Here is a 22014-nt window from a genome sequence, read left to right as displayed (position 1 = left end):
AAAAAGTGCTATTGGATTATATGAAAACGCTCGCTTATGATAAATAAAAAAGGATACCCGTTCTATTTTTTGAAGTATATAAACGTCTAACGAGGAATGAAATGAAGCCTATGAGCTACTAAGTAGAAGGGAATACGGCGTTAAAATCAGAATCATTTCTCAAAAAGGAAGACCAATAGATTAATAAGGAGGAAGCAGATTGGGTAAAACAAGCAAGTCAAAGATTATGACAGCAGAAGCAGCTGCTCAATTGGTTAAGGATGGTGACGTAGTTGGCTTCTGTGGTGCTGGTGGGGGAATTACTGAACCAACCACAGTCATCACAACCTTAGCAGAACGGTTTAAAGCAGAACAGCATCCGCAAGATTTAACCTTGATCCACACAACGGGGTTAGGGGATCGAAATGATCGAGGGATGTCACCATTGGCTCAGTCAGGCATGGTTAAGCGCATCATTGGCGGTCACTGGGCTCAGTCGCCTAGATTAGCTGAAATGGCTGAAAGGAATGAAGTCGAGGCTTACAATTTCCCTCAAGGAGTCATTTGCCAGTTAACGAGAGCTGCGGTTTCCAAACAGCCAGGGATTTATACTCATGTAGGTTTGGGAACCTTTATTGATCCAGATCAGGCTGGCGGCAAGCTAAACGAAAAGACACAAGAGGAATTAGTAAAAAAAGATACCATTGATGGCAAAGAGTATCTTTTTTATAAAGCAACGCCGATTGATGTTGCAATCATTCGTGGAACCACAGCCGACAGTGACGGCTATATTTCGATGGAGGATGAAATCATTTATGCGGATGCCTTAGTTTTGGCACAGGCTGCTCACAATAATGGAGGAAAAGTAATTGTTCAGGTTCAAAAGGTAGTGAAGGCTGGGACATTGCATCCGCGACAGGTGAAGATTCCTGGTTTTTATGTAGATGCATTGGTAGTAGACGAAAATCAAACGCAACTGTACAGTGGCGGTGTAAATCGGTTTTTGTCTGGTGATTATACAGCTTGTACCGATTCAACCGAGCTGATTACCTTGAATCAACGAAAGGTTATCGGACGCCGAGCACTGTTCGAAATCGCTGCTGGCAATGTTGGCAACGTCGGTGTCGGAATTGCGGACGGGATCGGTATTATTGCTCGTGAAGAAGGACTGCAGGATGAATTTACCTTAACCGTTGAAACCGGGGCAGTTGGTGGCGAATCGGCGCAAGGAATCTTCTTTGGAGCGACTTTGAATAGTCGGGCATTGATGGAAATGCCCGCTCAATTCGATTTTTACGATGGCGGCGGCTTGGACGCCTGCTTCTTAAGCTTCGCCGAGGTAGATGCTAAAGGAAACGTTAACGTGCATCGCTTCAACGGCAAAATTGTCGGTACCGGCGGCTTTGTCGATATTTGCCAAAATACTCAGAAGGTGGTCTTCTGCGGCACTTTAACGGCGGGCGGCTTAAAAACTGAAATTAATGAAGAAAAAATTGAGATTCAACAGGAAGGCCGCTTCAAGAAGTTTATTGAAGAAGTGCCAGAGATTACCTTTAACGGAACCGATGCGATTGCTCGGGGACAGGAAGTCTATTATGTGACTGAACGAGCAGTCTTCAAATTGACGGAGGAGGGGTTAGAGCTGATTGAGATTGCTCCAGGAGTGGATCTTGAAAAAGATATTATGCAGCAAATGGCTTTCCGACCAAACATTGCGGAAAATCTGCAAGTGATGGACGGGCGCCTATTTAATCCAAGTGTTATGGGAATCCAAGAAGAATGGTTAAACAACCAATTAGGAGGAAAATAAAATGACAGAACTACCATTGAAAGTCGGCGATTCGTATTCTTACACTAAAACGATCAGCGAGTCGGATGTTTACATGTATGCAGGGATTACTGGCGACTTCAGCCAAATGCACATGAATGCGGAGTTTATGAAAACAACGCCTTACAAAGAAAGGATTGTTCATGGGGTACTAACCTTTTCCTTTGGGTGCACCGCTTCAACGATGATTCAACAACAGGCAAAAGCAGACATACCAAGTGTTTCCTATGGTTATGACAAATTACGCTTCATAAAGCCAGTCTTTTTTGGTGATACGGTTACGGCGAAATATACGGTGAAGGAAGTCGATACTGAAGCAATGAAGACCTATGCTGATGTGGAAATCTTTAACCAGCATGATGAGATATGTGTCTTTGCACTGCACATTTTGAAATTCATTCCTGAAGAGGAGCTGGATCAATGAGAATTTGTTTTTTAGGCGCAGGAGCCTTAGGCAGCTCGATTGGCGGAACCCTCGCTAGAAATGGCAAGGAAGTCTATCTGGTTGACCAATGGCAGGAGCACGTGGATCAAATCAATCAGCATGGCTTAATCTTTCTTGAAGACGACCAGGAAGTCAGCATTCCGATTAAAGCAGTCACTGATCCCTCGACATTAGAGGAGATGGACATTGTAGTTGTTCTTGTAAAATCCTTTGCAACTGAACAGGCAATGAAGCAGGCTATCCCTTTAATTGGAGAGCAAACGGTCGTTTTGTCGCTGCAAAATGGGTTAGGCAATGAGGAAATTATTGAACAACAGGTAGGCAGCGAAAAGATTATCGGCGGCAAAGCCTACGTTGGAGGTGTATTAGTTGCTCCTGGCAAAGTCATTCCAGGGGTGGTAGGTAAAGAAATCTGTATCGGTGAGATGGATGGTCAACAGACCGAACGGATTCAAAAAATTGCCAATGAATTGAACGACGGCGGCATCATCACCAAAATCAGTGAGAATATCAAAGGCATGATTTGGGATAAAATGCTGATCAATGTTGCTACTGGGGCTGTGGCAGGGATTACAGGTCTGCCCTATGGGGATCTCTATCAAGTTCCAGAGATTGAAGAGACAGCGTTTGCCGCAATTGAAGAAGCCATTGCGGTGGCTAAAGCTAATAATATTACTCTTTCATCAGAAAATCCACGAACGGTTTGGGAAAAGGCAGCAGTCGGCTTGCCGTATGGCTTCAAGACGTCCATTTTACAAAGTCTTGAAAAGAAACAAAGATCCGAAATTGATTTTATCAATGGTGCCGTTGTACGCTGGGGTAAAAAAATGAGTATTCCAACTCCGTTTAATCAAGCGTTAACTGCTTGTGTGAAGGGGATTGAAGTGATAAACGAGGGCGGCTTCCGTGAATAAAGCATACATTGAACATGTGGCTGTTTATGTCACTGATATTGACTGGTATCTTGAATTTTTTGAAAATACCTTGAACTTTACCGAGCGCATGCGCAAAGAAGAAGCCGGACAACCAAGACAGGTTTGGCTGTATGGCGGCATTCAACTAATTGAAGTTCCGGAAAATCATACTGCTGGCAAGCTGGGACATTTAGGTATTATGGCTGAAGATCAGCAGACTGCCTTGGAAAAAATTCGCACTTATGAAGTGAAAACCTTGCCTCAAGGTGAAAATTGGTTAGAGCTGCCAGATGGTCTATGTCTGGAGATTCTGCAGGCAAAAACAGGAACTGTAGAAAAAGCCTTGCAGGTGGCTCCTTGGCAATAATTATTGAAGGAGAAAGAACATGAAAAAGATTTTAATGCTGCATGGAGTAAATCACAACATGTTTGGCCAACGTAATCCGAAACATTATGGAACCGTGACTCTAGATGAAATTAACCATAACATGGCCAGCTTAGCCAAGGAGCTGCAGGTTGACATTGCACACTACCAAACTAATAATGAAGGCCAGATGGTAGAACGAATCCACCAAGGCTATCAAGAAAAGGTTGACGCGGTGATTATCAATGCAGGAGCTTGGACTCATTATAGCTACGCAATTCGCGATGCGTTGGAAATATTAGAGGTGCCGTTCATAGAAATGCACATGTCCAATGTGCATGCTCGAGAAGAGTTTCGGCATCATTCAGTCCTTGCCGAAAAAGCAGCAGGCGTCATCTGCGGCTTTGGCTTTGAAACCTACCAGCTAGCTTTGCGAGCAGCTGTGTCGATTAGTCATTAGAGCCTTTTTAAAGCAAGTTAGAAATACTGATTAACAATAGCGCATCGGTTAAATAACCTGCTGAAGAGGTAGGAAATCGCCATACAGTTTTCAGCCGTGTACAGATATTTCATCAAATTATTAAAATTTTGTTCTTAAAGATGCATTTTTGCTATACTGTATGCATAAGAGAGGTGCAATTTTTTGGATAAATTATTTATGACGTTTATTGTGTATGCCTTTATCGGCTGGCTATGGGAAAGTATTTACTGTTCGATTAAAGCCCGGCATTTTGTCTATCGCGGCTTTTTACTTGGACCCTATTGTCCTGTATATGGCTTTGGTGTTTCTGCTGTGCTGCTGCTAGTTCCTAGTAATGCAGGGACACTGCTTAATCTGTATTTCAATATTGTAGTAATTGTAACCATCATTGAATTTGTCACCAGCTGGCTCTTGGAAAAGCTGTTCAACATGAAATTGTGGGATTATACTCACGTTCCGCTGAATATTGAAGGTCGAGTAGCTGTGCCAGTTTCCCTGTTTTGGGGTGTTGGCTGCTTATTGCTGATTAAAATTATCAATCCAATGATTCAAGATGCAATTCATGATTTTATTACTGCTACCAACCATCTAGGTCCCATTATTTTGGCTGCTTTGTTTGCCAGTGATGTCCTTTCCACACTCTTTTTCACTCTTACGACGAAAAAAGAAGTGGAAACTGTGGTGGATACCTCTGATCCTGAAAATGCCGCAATAAAAGAGTTCCGCTTGAAGCATTTGGTGACCAATCACAAATCTTCTGCTGGCCGAAATAAAGTGTTGAAACTGTTGGAGAGCAGACCAAAACAGCTCAAGCACCATAACTTGAGTCGAATCATCAAAAACTACCCGAACTTGAAGTTCCACAAATAAACGCAGAATCACCTAAAGTCAATGAATGCCCAATATAAAGGGGTTCATTGGCTTTTTTTAGGCGCCTTCCAAAAAGATTATTTCCGTTTATTCCGTTTGCGATTCTTTTTCTTACCGGTTTTCTTTCGTACCACCTTTTCTATCTCAAGGTCCTTTTCTTCTTTTGTTTTTTTACCATAGGCAGTTGAATTTTTCCAGCTGGGCATTCGATCCGTCGGGGTCTTGCCAGCCTTTTTCTTCTTCGACTTGTCTGAAGGTTGTCTCTGCTCCAGCTGATCAGCAGGCGGTTGAGCGGACGTAGTTGACTGAGCGGTATTCGAGTTTTCTTTGACACCATTCTTCGGCACGGATTTTTTTGTTGATTGTTTGTTAGCTGGAGCTTCTTTCGGTTGGTTTTGGACTGATTCTTTTGGTTTATGGAAGGGATCTTCTTCGTTTCGAACGTCAAAGTCGCGGAAGCGTTCATCGATGGCAAAATCCACCCAAACGACTTCGGTAAACTGGCGCAGGCCATCCTTTTGGAAAATGGTCAACTCGCCAAAGATATTTAAAAGATCGATGCGTTCTTTGGTTGTTAGACAAGTGACGACATTGCTCAGACTCCAGGTGTGCATTTTATTCTTTTCGTCCAGGAAAGAGGCCTTCAAGTTTAACTTTCTTTCACCGGTTTGTACACCAGAAGTAAGTGCTGGGCGCAGAGGTTTTATGTGTAGACGAGTTTCCTCGGTAAGCTGGTGGTATTCTTTTTGGTTTTTATATAAATGGCTGATAACCAGTTGCCACTCTTCTTGTGTAAAATAATCCTCAAAATAAATGCATAGATGGCGAACGGAAGCCGGAACTTCTCCCTCTAAAAATATCTTACGAATCAAATTCTTCGCCAAATAAGAAAAATCACCCACATAAAAAGCATTGCGAACCATAACGACTACAGCCGCTTGGATTAGATGCGCCACATTTTTTGAATGATGCGTCGCCTCCTCTTTTGAAGCTTGATAAGCTTGTTCAAATTTTAATTCAAGATTTTCCCGTTTTCGAGTGCTAAAGATCGTCCGTTTTTGAAGTTCAGTTGTTTTCATAGGTAAGGCTCCTCTTTTTAAGTAATTATTTTTTAGTAGTCAAAATGAATAGTTGCTTCTTATCAAGTTTACTATATGAAAAGTCTCTGAATTAGCAAATATTTTTAAAAAAATTAAACGAAAAAAATAAAAAACGATTGACTGATTTTCCAAATATCCTTTTGCACGAAATAAAGGGTTTTCGGTAGTTTTAAAATAACGATTTCAGAATAATTTGGTTAAGGTAATTATTTTTATTTCAGGAAAAAATAGATATGTTCTGAATGGATAGCCTATTTTCACCTATAATCAAAGAAGAATATTTAGAGGAGGAGACTTATGAAGTGGATCAAACGAGTGTCAGCTGGCTTATTGATAGCACTGACTACAAGCATTCTTCTTTATATTGTTAGCTTTATACTGATCTGTCCTGCAATAAACGATGCCAGAGCAAAAAAATTCGAAAAAAGCTATGCCTCAATAGCATTGCCTCCCGAAACAGAACGGATTGAAACCTACAGCTTTTGCGGGAATACAACTGGAACCGGCAATCACGTGGAAATTTGGGCTGGAGTTCTAGTCAAATCAGAGCTTTCTGTCCCAGAGATAAATCGGTGGTTTGAGACGGCGGCACTTCCTGAGCCAGCTTATGAGCGATTGGTTTGGTCTGTGGCAGAGGATCTGTCTGCTAACTATCCAGCAATGAATAGTTTGATCAAATTTTCTCAACTGGAACAGCTGGAAAAATCTGAAGGGTACTACATCATCGGGAGTTTTCATGACGCAGCCACACAACATGACAGCAGAGGACATTAAGTATGGTTTTGCTAGAGGGTATCAAGAGCGCATTTAAGTATTTAGACAAACTTTGGATCTTAAATAACAAATGATATAATAATTGCAATTAAGAACTGGAGGGGTCTAAGCATGAGCAAGAACCGAACGTTCGAAAAAGTAGAGGAAGCTGCGTATTTAACTGGTGTCTAAGAAAGTGCGAAAAACGCAAAAGCACTTCAGACAATTAGGTTCAATTAAGGAACCACAGCTGTTGGGTGTTCGGGAGCTTGATTTAAGATCACGTGAAAAGGTGAGGGACGTATTAGGTGAGTGAGAAGAAAGAAGTCAAACGGATTGTTGAAAAATACCATAAAAGTATATTTGAGTTATCGGAAAATGCAACGATTGAAGAGTTTAAGACGGTGATGAAGTATGTAGTTGAGCAAACGAATTTAAAGCAAGAAGATTTAAGAGACATGGAAAAGTAAAGGATTCGCAACATCATACTTAGTTTGACAGGAAGAGCACACTGCTTTTTATTGAAAGGGAGATTTCTATATGAGAAGAATAACTTTATTATCTTCGGTCTTAATATCCATTTTCTTGCTGACCAGCTGTAGAAATGTGGGTGAAAAGGATAGCAGTAGTTCGGATAGTCTGGTCTCTACTCAAGAAGTATCATCAATAAGCCAACATTCAAGCTCTAAAGAAACAGCGGCTGTTAGCACTACCAGCACCTCGGAGACAAGGGAGTCTGTCGTGGATACTAGCAATCTATCTGCTGATCAAATGAAGCAGTGGGTTGCAGCCATATGGCGTAAAAGGACCAACGTGGATCTTTTACAGGATTCGAAATACGAAATTATTTTAGAAACCAAAGAGGACCAGCTATTATATGCTAGAGTTGAAGCAGCAGATGTCCAGATCGACACACTAGATGTATTTAGAGTGAATAGTGACGGATTTTTGGAAGAAGCAGGATATTACTTGAGCCAACCGGACCAAGATTGGATTGTAGTATCCAAAAAATATTTAGATACCAGCATGGTGGAGCGGAAAGCACCGGCTGAAGAGACTAGTCAGCAGGGAGGACCATCTGATCATGAAAGAGCCGAAATGGTCAGAACAACAATGCAGCAAAATCAAGGCTTTGACGAAAATGTTTTGGCTGCCATCCCGGATGAAGAAATACTAGCTGCTAACGCTGGCAACGCAACGAACAGTCAAATTGCTCAAACTGCAGACAATTTACTAAAAAAATATCCTGAATTGCAGCAGCCTTAGGATAGAAAGTATAAATTAAACGGATTGTAGAGAAAGGGCGATAAAAGGATGACTGACCAACAGATATGATTGCAAAAAAATTTGAAATCTGTTGGTGAATAGGCTCTGTAGCAACGAAATTGGTTGAGATAGAAAATTAAGAGCAGCGAAAGCAGTTATTAACTATTTTTTGAAATAGATGCTTTTTGAAAAATCTTTTCCGGTTTTCGAGAAGCGTCTATTACGTTTATTTATGAAGTGATGTATTGATGTTGCTAGACGAAATCGTCTAAAAGCCAAGATGATTTTTGCTTCAGCAGCAAGAAAGAAGGAGAAAATGAAATATTTTATTGCGGATCTTCATTTTTATCATGAAGCTGTGATTACGTTTAGCGATCGTCCATTTCAGGATGTCACCGAGATGAATAAACAGTTGATTACTAATTGGAATAAGGTGGTGAAATCACCAAAGGATGAAGTTTATATTTTGGGCGATTTCGTTTACAGAGGAACGGGTGAACAAGCGAATCGAATCCTAAAAAAGCTGCGTGGCAGAAAATACCTGATTAAAGGAAACCACGAAAACTATTTAAAGGATGAGGATTTTGATTCTACGCTGTTTGAATGGGTGAAGGATTACTATTCGTTTAAATACAATAAAAGAAGATTCGTCTTATTTCACTATCCTATTTTGGAATGGGATGGCTTTTATCAAGGAGCCATTCACTTATATGGTCACGTTCATAATACGCGTGCGGCTTACTTCAAAGATATGTTAGGAGTAACTGCTATGAATGTCGGAGTAGATATGATTGGCTACAAACCCATCAGCATTGATGAGGTGGTACAGGTTGTGAGTCAAAGAGAACTGGCTTAGCAGCACATTTTGCAACCATCAATGATAGGAAAAAGTCATCGCACGCCTTTTTGGTCTGCGATGATTTTTGTTTATGTAAATAGGTTTCTACTGTAAATTATCCACTGATTCCTCTAATGCTTGGAGATTCTAGAATAATTTCGCGGTTTTTTTAAAAGGAATTAGGAGGGAAATCCCAGGTAGCGGATGAGTATTCAATGAACCGAATAGTCCAGAACTATAAAAAAAATCCTTTACTTTTCTAATGTTACCGATTACAATTAACTTGTACCCGGTTGTACATGCTGTGATAGTCTTGTACACTGTTGATTATGCTTGTACATTTACAGCGGGAACAAAACGAATATCGGAGGTGATCAAATGATCATTAACAGAGAGGTTTCAAAGCCAGTTTATCTTCAAGTAGCAGATTATTTGCGAAACAATATTTATGCTGAAGAATGGGGGAAGGGAGAACAAATACCGTCTGAAAATCAAATAATGAAATCTTTAGAGGTTAGCAGGGGAACAGTAAAAAAAGCAGTGAATTTACTGGTAGAAGAAGGTTTGCTGTATCAGATTCAAGGAAAGGGCACGTATGTAACCGAGGACAATATTTCTTACTCTCTCGGCAAAGGATTGCTCTCATTCGCTGAATCCTTGGAGGGTCAAAAATTAGCTTATGAAACCGAGGTCATCACTTCTGAGTTTCGCAAAGCAACGAAAGAGATCGCTTCAAGGTTGAATCTTTCCGTCGGAGAAGAGTATTTGTACATGAAACGAATTCGGTCTGTTGAAGGTGAAAAGGTAATGCTGATCGAAAACAGGATCAACAGCAAGCTGTGTCCTGGAGTGGAAAACCATGATTACAACAAAGAAAGTTTGTTTAAAGTGATGGAAGAGGTCAGCGGAAAGCACATTGCTTACTCTGAAAGTAGATATGCTGCCAGAGTGGTCGGGGAAAAAAGAGGCAAAGAGCTAGAGGTTGCTCCAGACTCACCGGTCCTACATCTGGAACAATTAGTCTATTTAGAAGGAGGATTGCCGGTAGAATTCGGAAATGTATGGCTGAAGGCGAACAAGTACTACCTTGGAACGGTACTTCAAAGGGAGGAAATGTAAGCATGCCGTTAGTAAATGGTTATACACTATTAGACATTATCAAAGAAAGAAAAGTGATCGCAGGTGCTTTTAATACCACGAATCTGGAAACAACAGTAGGAATTTTAAGAGCAGTTGAGGAAAGTGGCATCCCCACCTTCATTCAAGTGGCACCGACCAATATTAGCTTGGCTGGTTATGAATATATCGTGGATATGGTTGCTCGCTATGCTGAAGATATGGACACACCGGTGGCCTTGCATTTGGATCACGGGAAAAAATTTGAAGATGTTAAACGGGCAACTCGGGCTGGCTTTACATCGGTAATGATTGATGGTGCAGCCTATGATTTTGAAGAAAATATTGCATTTACCAAAAAAGCAGTCGATTTTGCCAAAGCCTATGGGATTCCGGTAGAAGCTGAGTTAGGTGCTATTCTTGGAAAAGAAGATGATCACGTCAGCGAGGCGGATTCGAAAACCGATCCGGCCCAAGTCAAAGAGTTCGTGGAACGAACTGGCTGTGATATGTTGGCTATTTCAGTAGGAAATGTCCATGGTTTGGAAGATGAACCGCGAATTGATTTCGCTTTACTAGAAGAAATCAATGAAGTTTCACCAGTACCGTTAGTCATCCATGGTGGATCAGGGATTCCTGACGAACATATTCAGCAAATGGTTCATTTCAATGTTGCCAAGATCAACATTGCCAGCGACTTGCGGCAAAGTTATATTAAAAGCGTTGGAAGAGCGTACGAAGAAAACAATCAGGAAGCGAACTTAATCAAAGTCCTTCAAAACGCAGAGGATGCGGTATTTGAAACTGTGTATGCCAAAATTTTGAGCATGAATGCCGTGGAGGTTTGCCAATGAGTGAAGCACTAACTAATGTAAAAAATATTTTTGTGAACATTGAAGCGAAGGATTTTCCTGAGTTAATCAACATCATTTCTCAACCATTGATTGATGATCAAGATGTTGTGACAGAGTATCCAGAACAGGTAATTAAGCGAGAAGAAGGCTTTCCGACCGGCTTGCCAACTGAACCGATCGGCGTGGCAATCCCACATACCGATGCCAAATTTGTTCATAACAATCGCGTAACAATTGCTACCTTAAAAACCCCAATACAAATGGAAGTTATGGGCGGGATGGATGACACAAAGATTGAGGTATCAATTGTCTTTTTATTGGCGTTGGGTCAGTCAAATAAGCAGTTAAATATTTTGCAAAAGCTGATGGCTATTTTACCAAAAGCTGAATTATTGGAGCGGATTAAACAAGGAACAAAAGAAGAAATTTATCAAATAGCAAGAGAAGAAATCAACCTTTAGGAGGAAAAAAGATGGCTAAAAATTTATTGTTTGTGTGTGCAACAGGTATCGCAACGTCAACCGCGGTAACGGAAAAGGTAATGGAGTTCTTGAATGAAAAAGGAATGAATGATGTGAACTATTCTCAAACAAATGTAGCTTCTGTACAGCAAAATTCAGATGATGCGGATTTGATTGTTTCAACTACGAAAATTCCATATGAATTAGAAACACCAGTGATCAATGGTTTGGCGCTAATTACAGGTGTGGGTGAAGAGAAGGTATTAAACGCAATTTACGCTCAATTAAAAGGAGAATAGTATGGAGAATATCTCGCAAACTTTATATGATGTGGTACAGTACATTCTGGGGTTTGGACCGACTGTAATGCTGCCTCTCGTTTTGTTTATCTTAGCACTAGTTTTCAAAATAAAACCAGCGAAGGCATTGCGTTCATCCTTAACTGTGGGAATTGGTTTTGTCGGTATTTATGCAATTTTTGATATTTTGACCAATAATGTAGGTCCTGCAGCGCAAGCCATGGTTGAGCAAACAGGAATCAATCTTCCAGTAGTTGACTTAGGTTGGCCGCCTTTATCAGCAATTACTTGGGGATCTCCTATTGCACCATTTGTTATTCCGTTAACCATGCTGATCAATATTATCATGCTGGCAATTAACCAAACGAAAACTGTTGACGTGGACATGTGGAATTACTGGCACTTTGCGCTTGCAGGAACACTTGTCTATTATAGCACAGGAAGTTTCTGGTTGGGAATCCTAGCGTCAGCAGTGATTGCGATTATTGTCTTGAAAATGGCTGACTGGGCAGCTCCTATGGGGGAAGAATATTTTGGACTGGAGGGCATTTCGATGCCAACCGTTTCTTCTATTACATTCTTTCCGATCGGTTTGCTGGGCAATCGGATCATCGATATGATTCCAGGAATCAGAAAAATTGATATTAATCCGATTAGTATCCAAAAGCGTTTTGGTATTTTTGGCGAACCGATGATGGTTGGTACCATTTTGGGACTATTACTGGGTGTAGCAGCAGGATATGATTTGAAAGATATTTTATCAACAGGGATCAGTATCGGAGCAGTTATGTTTATTTTACCGCGGATGGTCCGTATCTTAATGGAAGGCTTGCTTCCAATTTCTGAAGCTATCAAAAAATTCTTAAACAGTCGCTATCCAGATCGTGACGATTTGTATATTGGATTAGATATTGCTGTCGCAGTAGGAAATCCAGCGATTATTTCAACAGCTTTGTTATTGACACCTATTGCAGTAGTATTGGCCTTCATTTTACCGGGAAATACCGTGTTGCCATTGGGTGATTTGGCGAATTTGGCGGTTATGGCTTCGATGGTGGTTCTTTCTACTAAAGGAAACGTGTTCCGTGCCGTTTTAATTGCTATTCCAATCATGATTGGCGATTTGTATATTGCTTCGGCGATCGCACCATTTATCACAGGGATGGCTAAAGATGTGAATTTCAGTTTTCCAGAAGGTTCCAGTGGTTTGGTTTCCAGTTTCCTGGATGGCGGAAATCCCTTGCGCTTCTGGCTGATGCAGATATTTAATGGCAACATACTTGCTCTGATTTTAATTCCGGTTGTTGGCATTGCTTTGTTCTGGTTGTACAAAATTACCTACAAGCAAACGCATATGGTGGAAGAGCCTTCAGCAGCAGAAGGGAAGTCAATAAATGGCTAAAAAGTTTTCCATAACAATTGATATCGGAACGACTAATTCTAAAGTCTCCCTTTTTGAGATCGCCACTGGTAGATTGGTTTCTCGTGAAAGCTTTCAAACAAGTAAACAACAGGATCAGTTTGGTGAATTATTTGATTTAGACAAAATTTGGCATCAATTGTTGGAAATCTTGACGACTTTTGTAGCAAACAACACTGGAGACATTGATTCGATCAATATCTCCAGTGTCGGTGAAGCTGGTGTATTGGTGAATTCACAGGGGCAGGTAGTGACACCGCTAATCGCTTGGTATGACAAGCGTGCTGCGGAGTATGTAAATGCCCTGACCGAAAAGCAAAAGCAGCGTATCTATGAAATTACTGGATTGCCGGCCCACACGAATTATAGTCTGCCTAAAATCAAGTGGTTAGTGGATCATTTCGCCCTTTCTGAGGAGCAAGCTTTGACCTGGTTAAACATTCCCGACTTGTTTTGCTTCTATTTGACAGGAGAAATGAAGACGGAATTTTCGATGGCTAGTCGAACGATGTGCTTTGATTTGCAGCAGCGATGTTGGTCCCAAGAAATTTTGGCCATTTATCAGCTGCAGGAGCAGATTTGTTTTCCGCAGGTGATTGGTTCAGGAGAGATTGTTGGCTGGACTTCTACAGGGCAATCTGATTTATTGAAAGAAGAACGCATATCGGTACGAATTGCGGGCCATGACCATATGGTAGGGGCTTTGGGAATCGATATTCACGAGAAGGATTTGCTGAATTCCACTGGAACGACTGAGGGATTACTGTTGATCAACAACCAACCATATTTAGAATTAAAATCGTTTCAGGAATCGTTGTCGAATGGTATTTTTACCGATCCGCATTATTATACGCTGTTCTCTTCGATGCCGACCGGCGGCAATGCCTTTGAATGGTATCAAAACTTTTTCAACATTAATCAGGCTGACTTTGAACAGGACTGCAAGGAGTTGTATCAGCAGTATTTGCAGGACCAAATTTCATTGGAGGATCCTGTGATCTTAATTCCTCATTTGAATGGGTCAGGTGCCCCTTTTAAAAATGGTCGGTCTCGTGGGTTAATGTATGGGATTAGTTTGGAGACCCGCAGAGAAGATGTCTTGTTGGGGATTATTTTAGGGCTGTGTCTGGAGATGAAGCAGGTCGCTTCTTGTTTCCAAATGGAGCAGGTTAATCGGGTAATCGCCATTGGTCCGGTAATAAAAAATCCTTTGTGGGTTCAATTAAAGGCCGATGCCTTGAATAAGGAAATCAGTGTTACCAAGATGGAAGAAGCAGTTTCCTTTGGGGCTTTGAAAGCAGCATACCCAGACTTCAGCTATCCAACGGATTATCAAGTTATAAAGCCTAATGCCAAGCAAGTTGAGTCCTTTAATAAATTATTGGACAAGTATTCCTACTTGTATGAGTCTAAACGATTTTTAGTAGAAGAAAATTTTCACCAAGGGTCTTTGGATGAACAAACAGCTCTTGGGAAAAGTTTATAAATCAAACAGTTTTTTCAAGCTTTTTCAAAAACGAAAATAGTGTAAACTAAGTCAGCCATAAGAAATGTTTTCTTTTGGCTGACTTTTTATGTACAAAGTTTTTAAAATTCTACTGTGCTGAATGACTTAAATTATCCGCTAATTCCTCTAACGCTTGGCGATCACGAATAAGGTAATAATTTTTTTGTTTTTCTAAAATCTGTGCATCACGAAAATTAGTGATTGTTCGTAAAAGGTGGCGATAGCTGACATTTAGAATGGACGCGCAGGTAGTCAGGCGGGTTGAAAATTTCCCGTTGTCATGATGGGCTAAGATAAATTTTGCAAGCCGAGTTTCGACTGGCTCAGTTAACGAATTAGCTAGATTAATGCCTGAATTTAGACGGTAGCTCAGCAGTTGGCAAATATTTTGTAAAAAACAAACATCCTGCTGCAAGGCACTGCGGTACTTATTCAAAGGAATGGAGACACAAATACACTTAGTGACTGCTTTAACACTGCTTTTCGGTAAAAGCCCCCATAAAGAAGACGCTTCTCCCAAGGGTGTAGCTGGTGTGGCAAAATCAATACAAATATTTTGAGTGTCGGAAGGATAGGAATAGACCATCACACTGCCTTCCACTAAAAAGTATAAAAAGTCCGAGGTGGTTCCTGTTTGAATTAAGTGCTCATCCTTTTCAAAGGACTGCAGAGAAGCCATCGCTAAAATGTCTGAATCCATATAATTTTGCAGGTCATGCAGCTTTACGTAGGCAGTCAGCTGCTGAACGTCGCGAATCTTCTTCATGAAAAACCACTCCTAAAGCATTCTTTTCCTCATTATAGCTTAGAATAGATAAGGGCTCAACACGAACGATTATTCTTATTCCTTTGTAAATTGTATGTAAAAATCGTGTAAAATAGGACGCATGTCACTTCTTTATTTTTGAGAACTTGCTATGATTTAGAAGTAATAGAAATTATTTCCAACAGGGGGAGAAAAAATGCAGTTCAAACAGTTAGCAAAAGGCTTCATGGGTGTGATGTTACTAGCAGCTTTATCTGGTTGTGGTTCAGGAAATACAAGTGATAGCTCAGAGGATGCAAGCAAAGAAAAACTGGTTGTCCAGTTCGTACCAACCAATAATGATGGCAGTATGGAGGCAAAAGCAAAACCCTTTGCTAAATATTTATCGAAAAAGTTGGATCGTGATGTAGAGGTAACTTTGGCGACGGATTATTCAACCATTGTTGAAGCCATGTCCTCAGGTCAAGTAGATGTGGGCATCATGCCGCCAGCGGCCTATGTACAAGCAAAAGATATGGATGCAGCTGAAGCAATTTTGACTTCACAGCTAGGTGATTATGACCAAGAAACGGGCTTGCCGTTAAAAGATAAGCTAACCAACACCTTTAAGGGAGAAGTACTGGTTAAAGCAGACAGCGATATGAACAAGCTGACGGATCTAAAAGGAAAAAATATTGCCACACTGAGCCCGAATTCAGCCAGCGGCTACATTTATCCCGTGGCAGAATTAAAGGATGCTGGAGTTGATCCAACCACTGATGCCAAAATGACAACTGTTAATGATATTCCAAGTGAAATCACCGCTGTTTTAAATGGACAAATGGACGCGGCGTTCGTATTTGAAGGAGCCCGTAATATTTTTGGTTCAAGCTTTTCCGACAATGATCTAATGAAGGATTTGAAAGTATTGTATTTGACTGAAGGCGATATTCCGAACGATGCAATTGCCGTTCAACCGGATATGGACAAAGAATTAAAAGATGAAATCAAAAAAGTTTTCTTGAGTATGAAGGATGACGAAGAAGGAAAAGAAGCGATGTCTTTATGGAGTCATCAAGGCTATGAAGAGGCTGCTGATTCAGCCTACGACACCATCCGAGAATACACTAAAAAAGCGGCAGAATAAAACAGCAGCGAGTGTCGACGAACCTGTCGACACTCGTTTAAAAATGGAGAACGAGCATGATTATTTTTGAAAATGTTTCAAAGGTTTATCCCAATGGGGTGATTGGCCTGCAAGATATTCATTTAACCATTGAAGACGGCGAGTTTGTCTCAATCATCGGGCTAAGTGGTGCAGGAAAGAGTACCTTACTGCGGTCAATTAATCGGTTAGTCCCGATTACGGATGGCAATATTCAGATTAATGGAACATCCATTACTAAAGCCAACAAGCGTGAGCTGCGAATGATTCGTCGTCAGATCGGTTTGATCTCTCAGAGCTTTAATCTGGTGAAACGCAGTACGGTTCAGAAGAATGTTCTATCTGGCAGATTGGGCTATTATTCCACTTGGAAAAGTATCTTAGGGTTGTTTACGCAAGAGGACTATCAGCGAACAAAGGAAGCGCTGGAAACGGTCGGTCTATCGGATAAGCTGCAAACGCGGAGTGATGAACTTAGCGGTGGACAGCAGCAGAGAGTATCGATTGCCAGGGCGTTGGTTCAACAGGCGCCGATTATTTTAGCGGATGAACCGGTGGCCTCTCTAGATCCTATCACCACTCAAAAGGTAATGGAGGATTTGAAAAAAATTAATCAAACGATGGCGAAAACGGTCATTGTCAATCTTCATTCGGTGCCATTAGCTCGTGAGTTTTCCACCCGGGTGATTGCTTTAAAAGCAGGACAGGTAGTGTTTGATGGCTCACCAGAAGCTTTGACGGATGAACAATTAACGCAAATTTACGGCAAAGCAATTTTTGAAGAAAAGGCAGGAGAAAGCGATGAGATTGAAAGAGACCGTTCACTTTAATTGGTACAAGCATCTGCTGGTTCTGCTATTTTTAGTCCTTTGTTTTTCAGCAAGTGTCCGTCTGACCTCAGCTGACTTTTCAGTGGTAGTTACTAATTCCAGCCAAATGACTGCTTTTTTAGCTCGGTTCATTCATCCTGATTTTAGTTATTTACCAAAGCTGGTGAGTCCGATGCTTAAGACTTTGCAGATGTCTTTAGTAGGAACAGTGATCGGAGTAGTTCTAGCTATCCCGATTAGTTTTCTAGCGACGACTGTAGCGACTGAAAATCGGTGGTTGTCAACGGTTTTTCGCTTCTTGTTAGGGTTAATCCGAACGATTCCGAACTTATTATTAGCAGCACTTTTTGTGGCGATTTTTGGGATCGGAGAAGCAACTGGGGTACTAACAATTGCTGTGTTTACCTTTGGGATGGTCTCTCAGCTGATGTTTCAAGCGATTGAAACAATCGACTTTGGCCCAATTGAATCGGCTGCTGCAGTAGGAGCGACTAAACTGCAAATCGCAGTCTGGTCAATTGCACCACAGGTTTTGAGTCAATTTGCCAGTTATGCATTTTATGCTTTTGAAGTGAACGTGCGGGCATCGACGGTGCTGGGTTATGTAGGAGCTGGCGGTATCGGAGTGATCTTGAATTCGTCGCTAGCCTTGTTGAATTATGAACGAGTGTCGATCATTATCCTAACAATCTTAGTGACAGTAACCTTGGTGGACAAATTGAGTGAACGGGTAAGGAGGTCGTTACTATGATGATTCGCGAGATGAATAGAAAAACCCTGCTTTCTTTCGCCGTTTTGCTGCTCCTGATTGTATTGTCAGCATTCAATTTAGACTATTCTGGCTTAAGTACCTTTTCTCTTTCAATGGGGATGGATGTGTTGCGAGGACTTGCTCAACCGGATTGGCATTTTCTATACGATGGCAGTGGGGAGGATTTAGTGAGTTTGCTGCTGCTGACGATTGGTATTGCCTGTTTGGGTACAATGATTGCGACCGTTTTAGCCATTCCACTGACGTTGCTAAGTGCTGTGAATTTATGGAAGGCCCATCCTTTAGTAACTAAAATCGGGAAATTTGTTTGCAATGTACTGCGGGCTTTTCCTGAATTAGTCTTTGCAATTATCTTTGTTAAAGTGGTTGGACCGGGTCCTTTTGCTGGTGTAATGGCAATCGGCGTCCATCAAATTGGGATGCTGGGCAAGCTGTTCACCGAAGAAATGGAAGCGATGGATGAACGTTTAACCGAAGAGGTGGAAGCTGTCGGAGCAAACTTCTGGCAGACGATTTTCTTTGTGCGGGTCCCTTATTTAATGCCGATCTACAGCTCTTTAGCTTTAAACCATTTTGAAATTGCGGTCAGAAGTGCAGCGACTCTTGGTTTAGTTGGGGCTGGGGGGATTGGGGCCCCGTTGATTTTCGCAATTCAAACCCGGTCTTGGAGCAAGGTTAGTATTATTTTGATCGGTGTAGTTGTCACCGTGTTTATTTTAGACCAAATAACCGGAATTATAAGAAAGAAATTGAGATAAGCTATGAACATATTGCATATATCAGATATACATTTTCGCAGAGAATACGAAACCAGTGAAGAAGGCTATAAGGGGATGCTGGCAACTATGCAAAGTCCGCTTATTCCGCTGGGCGAGTGTTTGAAGCACCTGAAAAAGCACACAACCCTTGATTTAGTAATCATTAGCGGAGATTTGACTGAGGATGGCGAGATTGAAGACTATCGCTATTTGAAGGAATGGCTGCAGGGGGCTCTAGGCGAGACCAAGATGATTGTAACTTTAGGCAACCATGATATTAAGGAGAACTTTTGGGTTGGCTGGTTTGAGGAAGCCGCAACTTCCAAGCCCTACAATGAAGTAGTGGCGTATCCAGAGTTCACGGTGATTTCCTTTGATAATTCCAGCTATGGTTATGCGGATGGGATTGTTGATGAGCAACAGTTTCAATGGCTGGAAAAGACCTTAGACGAATGGAAGGATCAGCCGATTATTTTAGTGACGCATCACCATTTATTGCCGCAGCAAAGTAATATGCCTAAATGGCCGGGAGCGGAACGGTTTTTATCCGTGATTGAGCCCTACGATATTCGATGCATTTTAAACGGACATACGCATCATTTTTTTATCGATGAAATTAATGGGATTCCTTATTTTACTGTAGCCAGCATGTCCTTTGTTGGAGAAGATGTAGGGGAAGGGCTTGTACGTTTTGAAGAGCGGCATGGCTACAATCTCTATCAGTTGGAGCAGGGCAGAGTGACTCGGCAAACTTCAGAGAATTTTTTGTCCGGCCATGTCTTAAAAATTCTCGATATGCGTCAATAAGAAATGAACGTCAAGAGACCGAATCGTTTGTCCTTCGGTCTCTTCAGCATGAAAAATGAATAGGAGCGATACGATTGAAGATAACCTTTCTTGAGACCAGTGATATGCACGGCTATGTCTATCCCACCAATTATGCTGGTGAGCGTGATCTAGCCTTTGGTGCAGCCAAGGCAGCAATGAGATTGAAGGAATTGCGGTCACAAGCTGAGGGACCCGTTATTACGATTGAGAACGGCGACTTTATTCAAGGCTCACCGTTAAGCTATTACATTGCCCAAGGAGAGCACTCAGTAAGTGCTTTGACCAAAGTCATCAACTTAATGGATTACGATGTTCAAGTTATCGGTAATCATGAGTTCAATTATGGTCGAGACTATTTGCAGTCGGCTATTACCAGCTACAAAGCACCGGTATTAGCAGCCAATATTTTGAATGAAGCGGGAGAGCCCTACTTTGGCAAAGCTTATACTATTATTGAAAAATCCGGAATAAAGATTGCTGTTTTAGGATTGGTCACCCAATACATTCCGCATTGGGAGAAGCCTGCCACCCTCGAAGGAATTACCTTCGAAAGCATTGTTGAAACAGCTAAAAAATATGTGCCAATGCTAAAGCAGCAAGCAGATCTGGTGGTAGTCAGTTATCACGGTGGTTTTGAAAGAGATTTGTCGACTGGTGAACCAACAGAAGCGTTGACTGGAGAAAACGAAGGGTACCGATTAGTGCAGGAAGTATCAGGTATTGATGCTCTTTTCACGGGGCATCAGCATCGAACCATCGCTGCAACGGTTAAGGGTGTGCCGGTAGTACAGCCAGGATACCGAGGAAGTCAGATTGGCGAAATCCAATTAACTGTTGAAAAAAAAGCTGGAAAGGTAATCGTTACGAATAGTTATACTGCTTTGCATTCGCTTGAAGAGGTCACAGCAGATCCGCAAATTCTTGCTGCTGTAGAGCCAGTCGAGGCGGAATTAGAAAACTGGCTGGATCAAACCTTAGGACGAGTTGAAGGAAATATGCAAATTAATGATCCAATGGGCGCGCGTTTAGTGGAGCATCCCTATATCGAATTTATCAATCGGGTACAGCTGTCCGCCAGTGGTGCACAAATTTCTGGGACCGCCCTGTTCAACAATGAAGGAAAAGGCTTCGGCCAAACAATTACCATGCGAGATGTCATTACGAACTATATCTATCCTAATACCTTGGCTGTAATTAAGGTCAGCGGAGCAGATCTGCGCGCAGCATTGGAGCAAACTGCCAATTACTTAGCTGTTGAAAATGGAAAAGTCGTCTTCAATCCAGCTTTTATCAAACCAAAGCCACAATACTATAACTATGATATGTATGAAGGGATTAACTATACGATTGACATGAAACAACCGGCTGGTCAGCGAATTACTCATCTGACATTCCAAGGCCAGCCAATCACGCCTGAACAAGAGCTGGAAGTAGTCACGAATCAGTATCGGGCCATCGGTGGTGGCAATTATGCCATGTTTGATGCTGAGAAGATCGTACGAGAGATTCAAGTAGATATGACAGAACTTATCGCCGATTATTTGAAGCAGCATCCAGTGATTAAGGCTGAGACCAACCAGAACTTTCAGGTAGTTTTGTAAAAAACGAAAAACAAGTTATATGTACAGCAAAGGGGGAGCGAACGAATGCTTCCTCTTTTTTATGGCAGAACTACATTAGGAGAATAGAGAGTGCTCGAAAATAGATACGAAGTTCTTTTTTTTGTAGTTTGTTGTCAGTATTCAGTACAACAAATACAAAATATTGAAATGTAAACGGTTTTATTGTATCCTTAGGGAAAGAAAAATTGTAGGAGTAATTGATATGAATAAAGAACATATGAAGTATTTTGATGACATAGACTATCACATCATCAAACTACTTAAGGATGACGCACGAATGTCTTCATCGAAAATTGCGAATAAGCTGGGAATCAATGAACGAACAGCACGAAGAAGGGTCGATCGTCTGCTTGAAACAGGGGCTATGCGAATCACAGCAATACTAGATCCTAATGACTTTGGCTATACAAACATAGTGGACATGTATATGCATGTCGAAGAGGAAAAGTATGAACAGACCCTTACGCAGTTTAAAGCGAACTCTTCCGTTGCTTATGTAGCAAAAGGGTGGGGAGACGACAATCTAATCATTCAATCACGATTCAAAAGCAGCGAGGAAATGAATTCATTCTTGAATGAATTTGTCGCAAACCTGGAAGGGGTGAAGCTGTCTCATTACGTTATGGTACCTAAAATTCTATCCAATATTGATTCCTGGATGCCGAATGAAGAAGATTTTAAACAAACCAATAAATTGGATCAAAAATAGTTTAATGAGTGGAAATAGAGCTGGCGTATACCGTCAGCTTTTTTTATTTACCCTTTTTATTTAAATAATGAAATGGGGATATTTTATATA

25 protein-coding genes are annotated in these 22014 nt (G+C 41.3%); 23 read left to right on the top strand and 2 right to left on the bottom strand.

The genetic code is table 11. The features are described 5' to 3' along the window. Positions 1 to 199 precede the first annotated feature (199 nt). The 6 genes from IGI49_RS12185 (at position 200) to IGI49_RS12160 (ending at position 4881) form a co-directional block, all read left to right on the top strand. Complete coding sequence (locus IGI49_RS12185; RefSeq protein ID WP_429964688.1) at positions 200 to 1789, top strand: acyl CoA:acetate/3-ketoacid CoA transferase; 1590 nt, start codon at positions 200 to 202, stop codon at positions 1787 to 1789. Position 1790: 1 nt separating this feature from the next. Then, positions 1791 to 2231 (top strand): MaoC family dehydratase, encoded by a 441-nt coding sequence (locus tag IGI49_RS12180; RefSeq protein WP_429964687.1) that lies wholly within the window; start codon positions 1791 to 1793, stop codon positions 2229 to 2231. Continuing rightward, on the top strand, positions 2228 to 3166 hold the full coding sequence (locus tag IGI49_RS12175) for a ketopantoate reductase family protein (protein ID WP_429964686.1): 939 nt from the start codon (positions 2228 to 2230) through the stop codon (positions 3164 to 3166). Before IGI49_RS12180 ends, IGI49_RS12175 begins: the two co-directional genes overlap by 4 nt. Beyond that, on the top strand, positions 3159 to 3533 hold the full coding sequence (locus tag IGI49_RS12170; RefSeq protein ID WP_429964685.1) for a VOC family protein: 375 nt from the start codon (positions 3159 to 3161) through the stop codon (positions 3531 to 3533). The genes IGI49_RS12175 and IGI49_RS12170 overlap by 8 nt, the downstream gene beginning before the upstream one ends. A 19-nt stretch (positions 3534 to 3552) precedes the next feature. After that, a complete protein-coding gene (gene aroQ, locus IGI49_RS12165; RefSeq protein ID WP_429964684.1) occupies positions 3553 to 3990 on the top strand; it encodes a type II 3-dehydroquinate dehydratase in 438 nt (145 codons plus the stop codon). Positions 3991 to 4188: 198 nt separating this feature from the next. Beyond that, a complete protein-coding gene (locus IGI49_RS12160; protein ID WP_207700926.1) occupies positions 4189 to 4881 on the top strand; it encodes a putative ABC transporter permease in 693 nt (230 codons plus the stop codon). Positions 4882 to 4958: 77 nt separating this feature from the next. Here IGI49_RS12160 and IGI49_RS12155 read toward each other — a convergent pair whose 3' ends face one another. Beyond that, the gene (locus tag IGI49_RS12155) at positions 4959 to 5960 is read right to left on the bottom strand and encodes a hypothetical protein (RefSeq protein WP_429964683.1); all 1002 of its coding nucleotides are present in this window, start codon (positions 5958 to 5960) and stop codon (positions 4959 to 4961) included. 318 nt (positions 5961 to 6278) lie between these two features. On the opposite strand from IGI49_RS12155, the gene IGI49_RS12150 reads away from it, so the two are divergent. The 10 genes from IGI49_RS12150 to IGI49_RS12105 all read left to right on the top strand — a co-directional run bounded on the left by IGI49_RS12150 (position 6279) and on the right by IGI49_RS12105 (position 14474). Then, complete coding sequence (locus tag IGI49_RS12150) at positions 6279 to 6755, top strand: hypothetical protein (RefSeq protein WP_429964682.1); 477 nt, start codon at positions 6279 to 6281, stop codon at positions 6753 to 6755. 287 nt (positions 6756 to 7042) lie between these two features. Then, a complete protein-coding gene (locus tag IGI49_RS12145) occupies positions 7043 to 7204 on the top strand; it encodes a hypothetical protein (RefSeq protein WP_207700858.1) in 162 nt (53 codons plus the stop codon). Positions 7205 to 7274: 70 nt separating this feature from the next. Further along, on the top strand, positions 7275 to 8000 hold the full coding sequence (locus tag IGI49_RS12140; protein ID WP_429964681.1) for a hypothetical protein: 726 nt from the start codon (positions 7275 to 7277) through the stop codon (positions 7998 to 8000). Positions 8001 to 8316: 316 nt separating this feature from the next. Continuing rightward, entirely contained in the window at positions 8317 to 8856 is a 540-nt protein-coding gene (locus IGI49_RS12135) for a metallophosphoesterase (protein WP_429964680.1), read from the top strand. 360 nt (positions 8857 to 9216) lie between these two features. Then, complete coding sequence (locus tag IGI49_RS12130; RefSeq protein ID WP_207700855.1) at positions 9217 to 9957, top strand: GntR family transcriptional regulator; 741 nt, start codon at positions 9217 to 9219, stop codon at positions 9955 to 9957. 2 nt (positions 9958 to 9959) lie between these two features. Further along, complete coding sequence (locus IGI49_RS12125) at positions 9960 to 10808, top strand: class II aldolase (RefSeq protein WP_207700854.1); 849 nt, start codon at positions 9960 to 9962, stop codon at positions 10806 to 10808. Continuing rightward, on the top strand, positions 10805 to 11269 hold the full coding sequence (locus IGI49_RS12120) for a PTS sugar transporter subunit IIA (RefSeq protein WP_207700853.1): 465 nt from the start codon (positions 10805 to 10807) through the stop codon (positions 11267 to 11269). Before IGI49_RS12125 ends, IGI49_RS12120 begins: the two co-directional genes overlap by 4 nt. An 11-nt stretch (positions 11270 to 11280) precedes the next feature. Beyond that, positions 11281 to 11568 carry a PTS sugar transporter subunit IIB gene (locus tag IGI49_RS12115; RefSeq protein WP_207700852.1) on the top strand — a complete coding sequence of 96 codons (288 nt, stop codon included), beginning with the start codon at positions 11281 to 11283 and terminating at the stop codon, positions 11566 to 11568. A 1-nt stretch (position 11569) separates the two neighbouring features. Then, the gene (locus IGI49_RS12110) at positions 11570 to 12970 is read left to right on the top strand and encodes a PTS galactitol transporter subunit IIC (RefSeq protein WP_429964679.1); all 1401 of its coding nucleotides are present in this window, start codon (positions 11570 to 11572) and stop codon (positions 12968 to 12970) included. Beyond that, complete coding sequence (locus IGI49_RS12105; RefSeq protein ID WP_429964678.1) at positions 12963 to 14474, top strand: FGGY-family carbohydrate kinase; 1512 nt, start codon at positions 12963 to 12965, stop codon at positions 14472 to 14474. Before IGI49_RS12110 ends, IGI49_RS12105 begins: the two co-directional genes overlap by 8 nt. Positions 14475 to 14583: 109 nt before the next feature. Here the strand turns inward: IGI49_RS12105 and IGI49_RS12100 are convergent, their stop codons facing one another. Beyond that, entirely contained in the window at positions 14584 to 15261 is a 678-nt protein-coding gene (locus IGI49_RS12100) for a cyclic nucleotide-binding domain-containing protein (protein WP_429964677.1), read from the bottom strand. A 196-nt stretch (positions 15262 to 15457) separates the two neighbouring features. On the opposite strand from IGI49_RS12100, the gene IGI49_RS12095 reads away from it, so the two are divergent. From IGI49_RS12095 to IGI49_RS12065, 7 genes are all read left to right on the top strand, one after another. After that, the gene (locus IGI49_RS12095) at positions 15458 to 16387 is read left to right on the top strand and encodes a phosphate/phosphite/phosphonate ABC transporter substrate-binding protein (RefSeq protein WP_207700848.1); all 930 of its coding nucleotides are present in this window, start codon (positions 15458 to 15460) and stop codon (positions 16385 to 16387) included. A 56-nt stretch (positions 16388 to 16443) separates the two neighbouring features. Then, positions 16444 to 17235 (top strand): phosphonate ABC transporter ATP-binding protein, encoded by a 792-nt coding sequence (gene phnC, locus IGI49_RS12090; RefSeq protein ID WP_429964676.1) that lies wholly within the window; start codon positions 16444 to 16446, stop codon positions 17233 to 17235. Beyond that, the gene (gene phnE / locus IGI49_RS12085; RefSeq protein ID WP_429964675.1) at positions 17207 to 17986 is read left to right on the top strand and encodes a phosphonate ABC transporter, permease protein PhnE; all 780 of its coding nucleotides are present in this window, start codon (positions 17207 to 17209) and stop codon (positions 17984 to 17986) included. The genes phnC and phnE (IGI49_RS12085) overlap by 29 nt, the downstream gene beginning before the upstream one ends. Beyond that, the gene (gene phnE / locus IGI49_RS12080; RefSeq protein WP_429964674.1) at positions 17983 to 18765 is read left to right on the top strand and encodes a phosphonate ABC transporter, permease protein PhnE; all 783 of its coding nucleotides are present in this window, start codon (positions 17983 to 17985) and stop codon (positions 18763 to 18765) included. The genes phnE (IGI49_RS12085) and phnE (IGI49_RS12080) overlap by 4 nt, the downstream gene beginning before the upstream one ends. Before the next feature lie 3 nt (positions 18766 to 18768). Next, positions 18769 to 19572: a metallophosphoesterase family protein gene (locus IGI49_RS12075; RefSeq protein ID WP_429964673.1), complete on the top strand. Its 804-nt coding sequence runs from the start codon at positions 18769 to 18771 to the stop codon at positions 19570 to 19572. Between the two features lie 74 nt (positions 19573 to 19646). After that, on the top strand, positions 19647 to 21194 hold the full coding sequence (locus IGI49_RS12070; RefSeq protein ID WP_429964672.1) for a bifunctional metallophosphatase/5'-nucleotidase: 1548 nt from the start codon (positions 19647 to 19649) through the stop codon (positions 21192 to 21194). Between the two features lie 223 nt (positions 21195 to 21417). Beyond that, positions 21418 to 21924 (top strand): Lrp/AsnC family transcriptional regulator, encoded by a 507-nt coding sequence (locus IGI49_RS12065; RefSeq protein WP_207700842.1) that lies wholly within the window; start codon positions 21418 to 21420, stop codon positions 21922 to 21924. The last annotated feature ends 90 nt before the right edge of the window (positions 21925 to 22014 follow it).

This window comes from Enterococcus sp. AZ071, from assembly GCF_050499065.1.
In the GTDB taxonomy this organism is placed as follows: domain Bacteria; phylum Bacillota; class Bacilli; order Lactobacillales; family Enterococcaceae; genus Enterococcus_A; species Enterococcus_A ferrettii.
The sequence above is the reverse complement of the archived record's forward strand: the minus strand, read 5'-3'. Positions and strand labels throughout refer to the sequence as shown.

What these genes read in the sequence shown, in the direction of transcription:
- IGI49_RS12180 (WP_429964687.1), top strand. Translation starts at nt 1,791, where the DNA reads ATGACAGAACTACCATTGAAAGTCGGCGATTCGTATTCTTACACTAAA.
- IGI49_RS12175 (WP_429964686.1), top strand. Translation starts at nt 2,228, where the DNA reads ATGAGAATTTGTTTTTTAGGCGCAGGAGCCTTAGGCAGCTCGATTGGC.
- aroQ (WP_429964684.1), top strand. Translation starts at nt 3,553, where the DNA reads ATGAAAAAGATTTTAATGCTGCATGGAGTAAATCACAACATGTTTGGC.
- IGI49_RS12160 (WP_207700926.1), top strand. Translation starts at nt 4,189, where the DNA reads ATGACGTTTATTGTGTATGCCTTTATCGGCTGGCTATGGGAAAGTATT.
- IGI49_RS12155 (WP_429964683.1), bottom strand. Translation starts at nt 5,960, where the DNA reads ATGAAAACAACTGAACTTCAAAAACGGACGATCTTTAGCACTCGAAAA.
- IGI49_RS12150 (WP_429964682.1), top strand. Translation starts at nt 6,279, where the DNA reads ATGAAGTGGATCAAACGAGTGTCAGCTGGCTTATTGATAGCACTGACT.
- IGI49_RS12140 (WP_429964681.1), top strand. Translation starts at nt 7,275, where the DNA reads ATGAGAAGAATAACTTTATTATCTTCGGTCTTAATATCCATTTTCTTG.
- IGI49_RS12135 (WP_429964680.1), top strand. Translation starts at nt 8,317, where the DNA reads ATGAAATATTTTATTGCGGATCTTCATTTTTATCATGAAGCTGTGATT.
- IGI49_RS12130 (WP_207700855.1), top strand. Translation starts at nt 9,217, where the DNA reads ATGATCATTAACAGAGAGGTTTCAAAGCCAGTTTATCTTCAAGTAGCA.
- IGI49_RS12125 (WP_207700854.1), top strand. Translation starts at nt 9,960, where the DNA reads ATGCCGTTAGTAAATGGTTATACACTATTAGACATTATCAAAGAAAGA.
- IGI49_RS12120 (WP_207700853.1), top strand. Translation starts at nt 10,805, where the DNA reads ATGAGTGAAGCACTAACTAATGTAAAAAATATTTTTGTGAACATTGAA.
- IGI49_RS12115 (WP_207700852.1), top strand. Translation starts at nt 11,281, where the DNA reads ATGGCTAAAAATTTATTGTTTGTGTGTGCAACAGGTATCGCAACGTCA.
- IGI49_RS12110 (WP_429964679.1), top strand. Translation starts at nt 11,570, where the DNA reads ATGGAGAATATCTCGCAAACTTTATATGATGTGGTACAGTACATTCTG.
- IGI49_RS12105 (WP_429964678.1), top strand. Translation starts at nt 12,963, where the DNA reads ATGGCTAAAAAGTTTTCCATAACAATTGATATCGGAACGACTAATTCT.
- IGI49_RS12100 (WP_429964677.1), bottom strand. Translation starts at nt 15,261, where the DNA reads ATGAAGAAGATTCGCGACGTTCAGCAGCTGACTGCCTACGTAAAGCTG.
- IGI49_RS12095 (WP_207700848.1), top strand. Translation starts at nt 15,458, where the DNA reads ATGCAGTTCAAACAGTTAGCAAAAGGCTTCATGGGTGTGATGTTACTA.
- phnC (WP_429964676.1), top strand. Translation starts at nt 16,444, where the DNA reads ATGATTATTTTTGAAAATGTTTCAAAGGTTTATCCCAATGGGGTGATT.
- phnE (WP_429964675.1), top strand. Translation starts at nt 17,207, where the DNA reads ATGAGATTGAAAGAGACCGTTCACTTTAATTGGTACAAGCATCTGCTG.
- phnE (WP_429964674.1), top strand. Translation starts at nt 17,983, where the DNA reads ATGATGATTCGCGAGATGAATAGAAAAACCCTGCTTTCTTTCGCCGTT.
- IGI49_RS12075 (WP_429964673.1), top strand. Translation starts at nt 18,769, where the DNA reads ATGAACATATTGCATATATCAGATATACATTTTCGCAGAGAATACGAA.
- IGI49_RS12065 (WP_207700842.1), top strand. Translation starts at nt 21,418, where the DNA reads ATGAATAAAGAACATATGAAGTATTTTGATGACATAGACTATCACATC.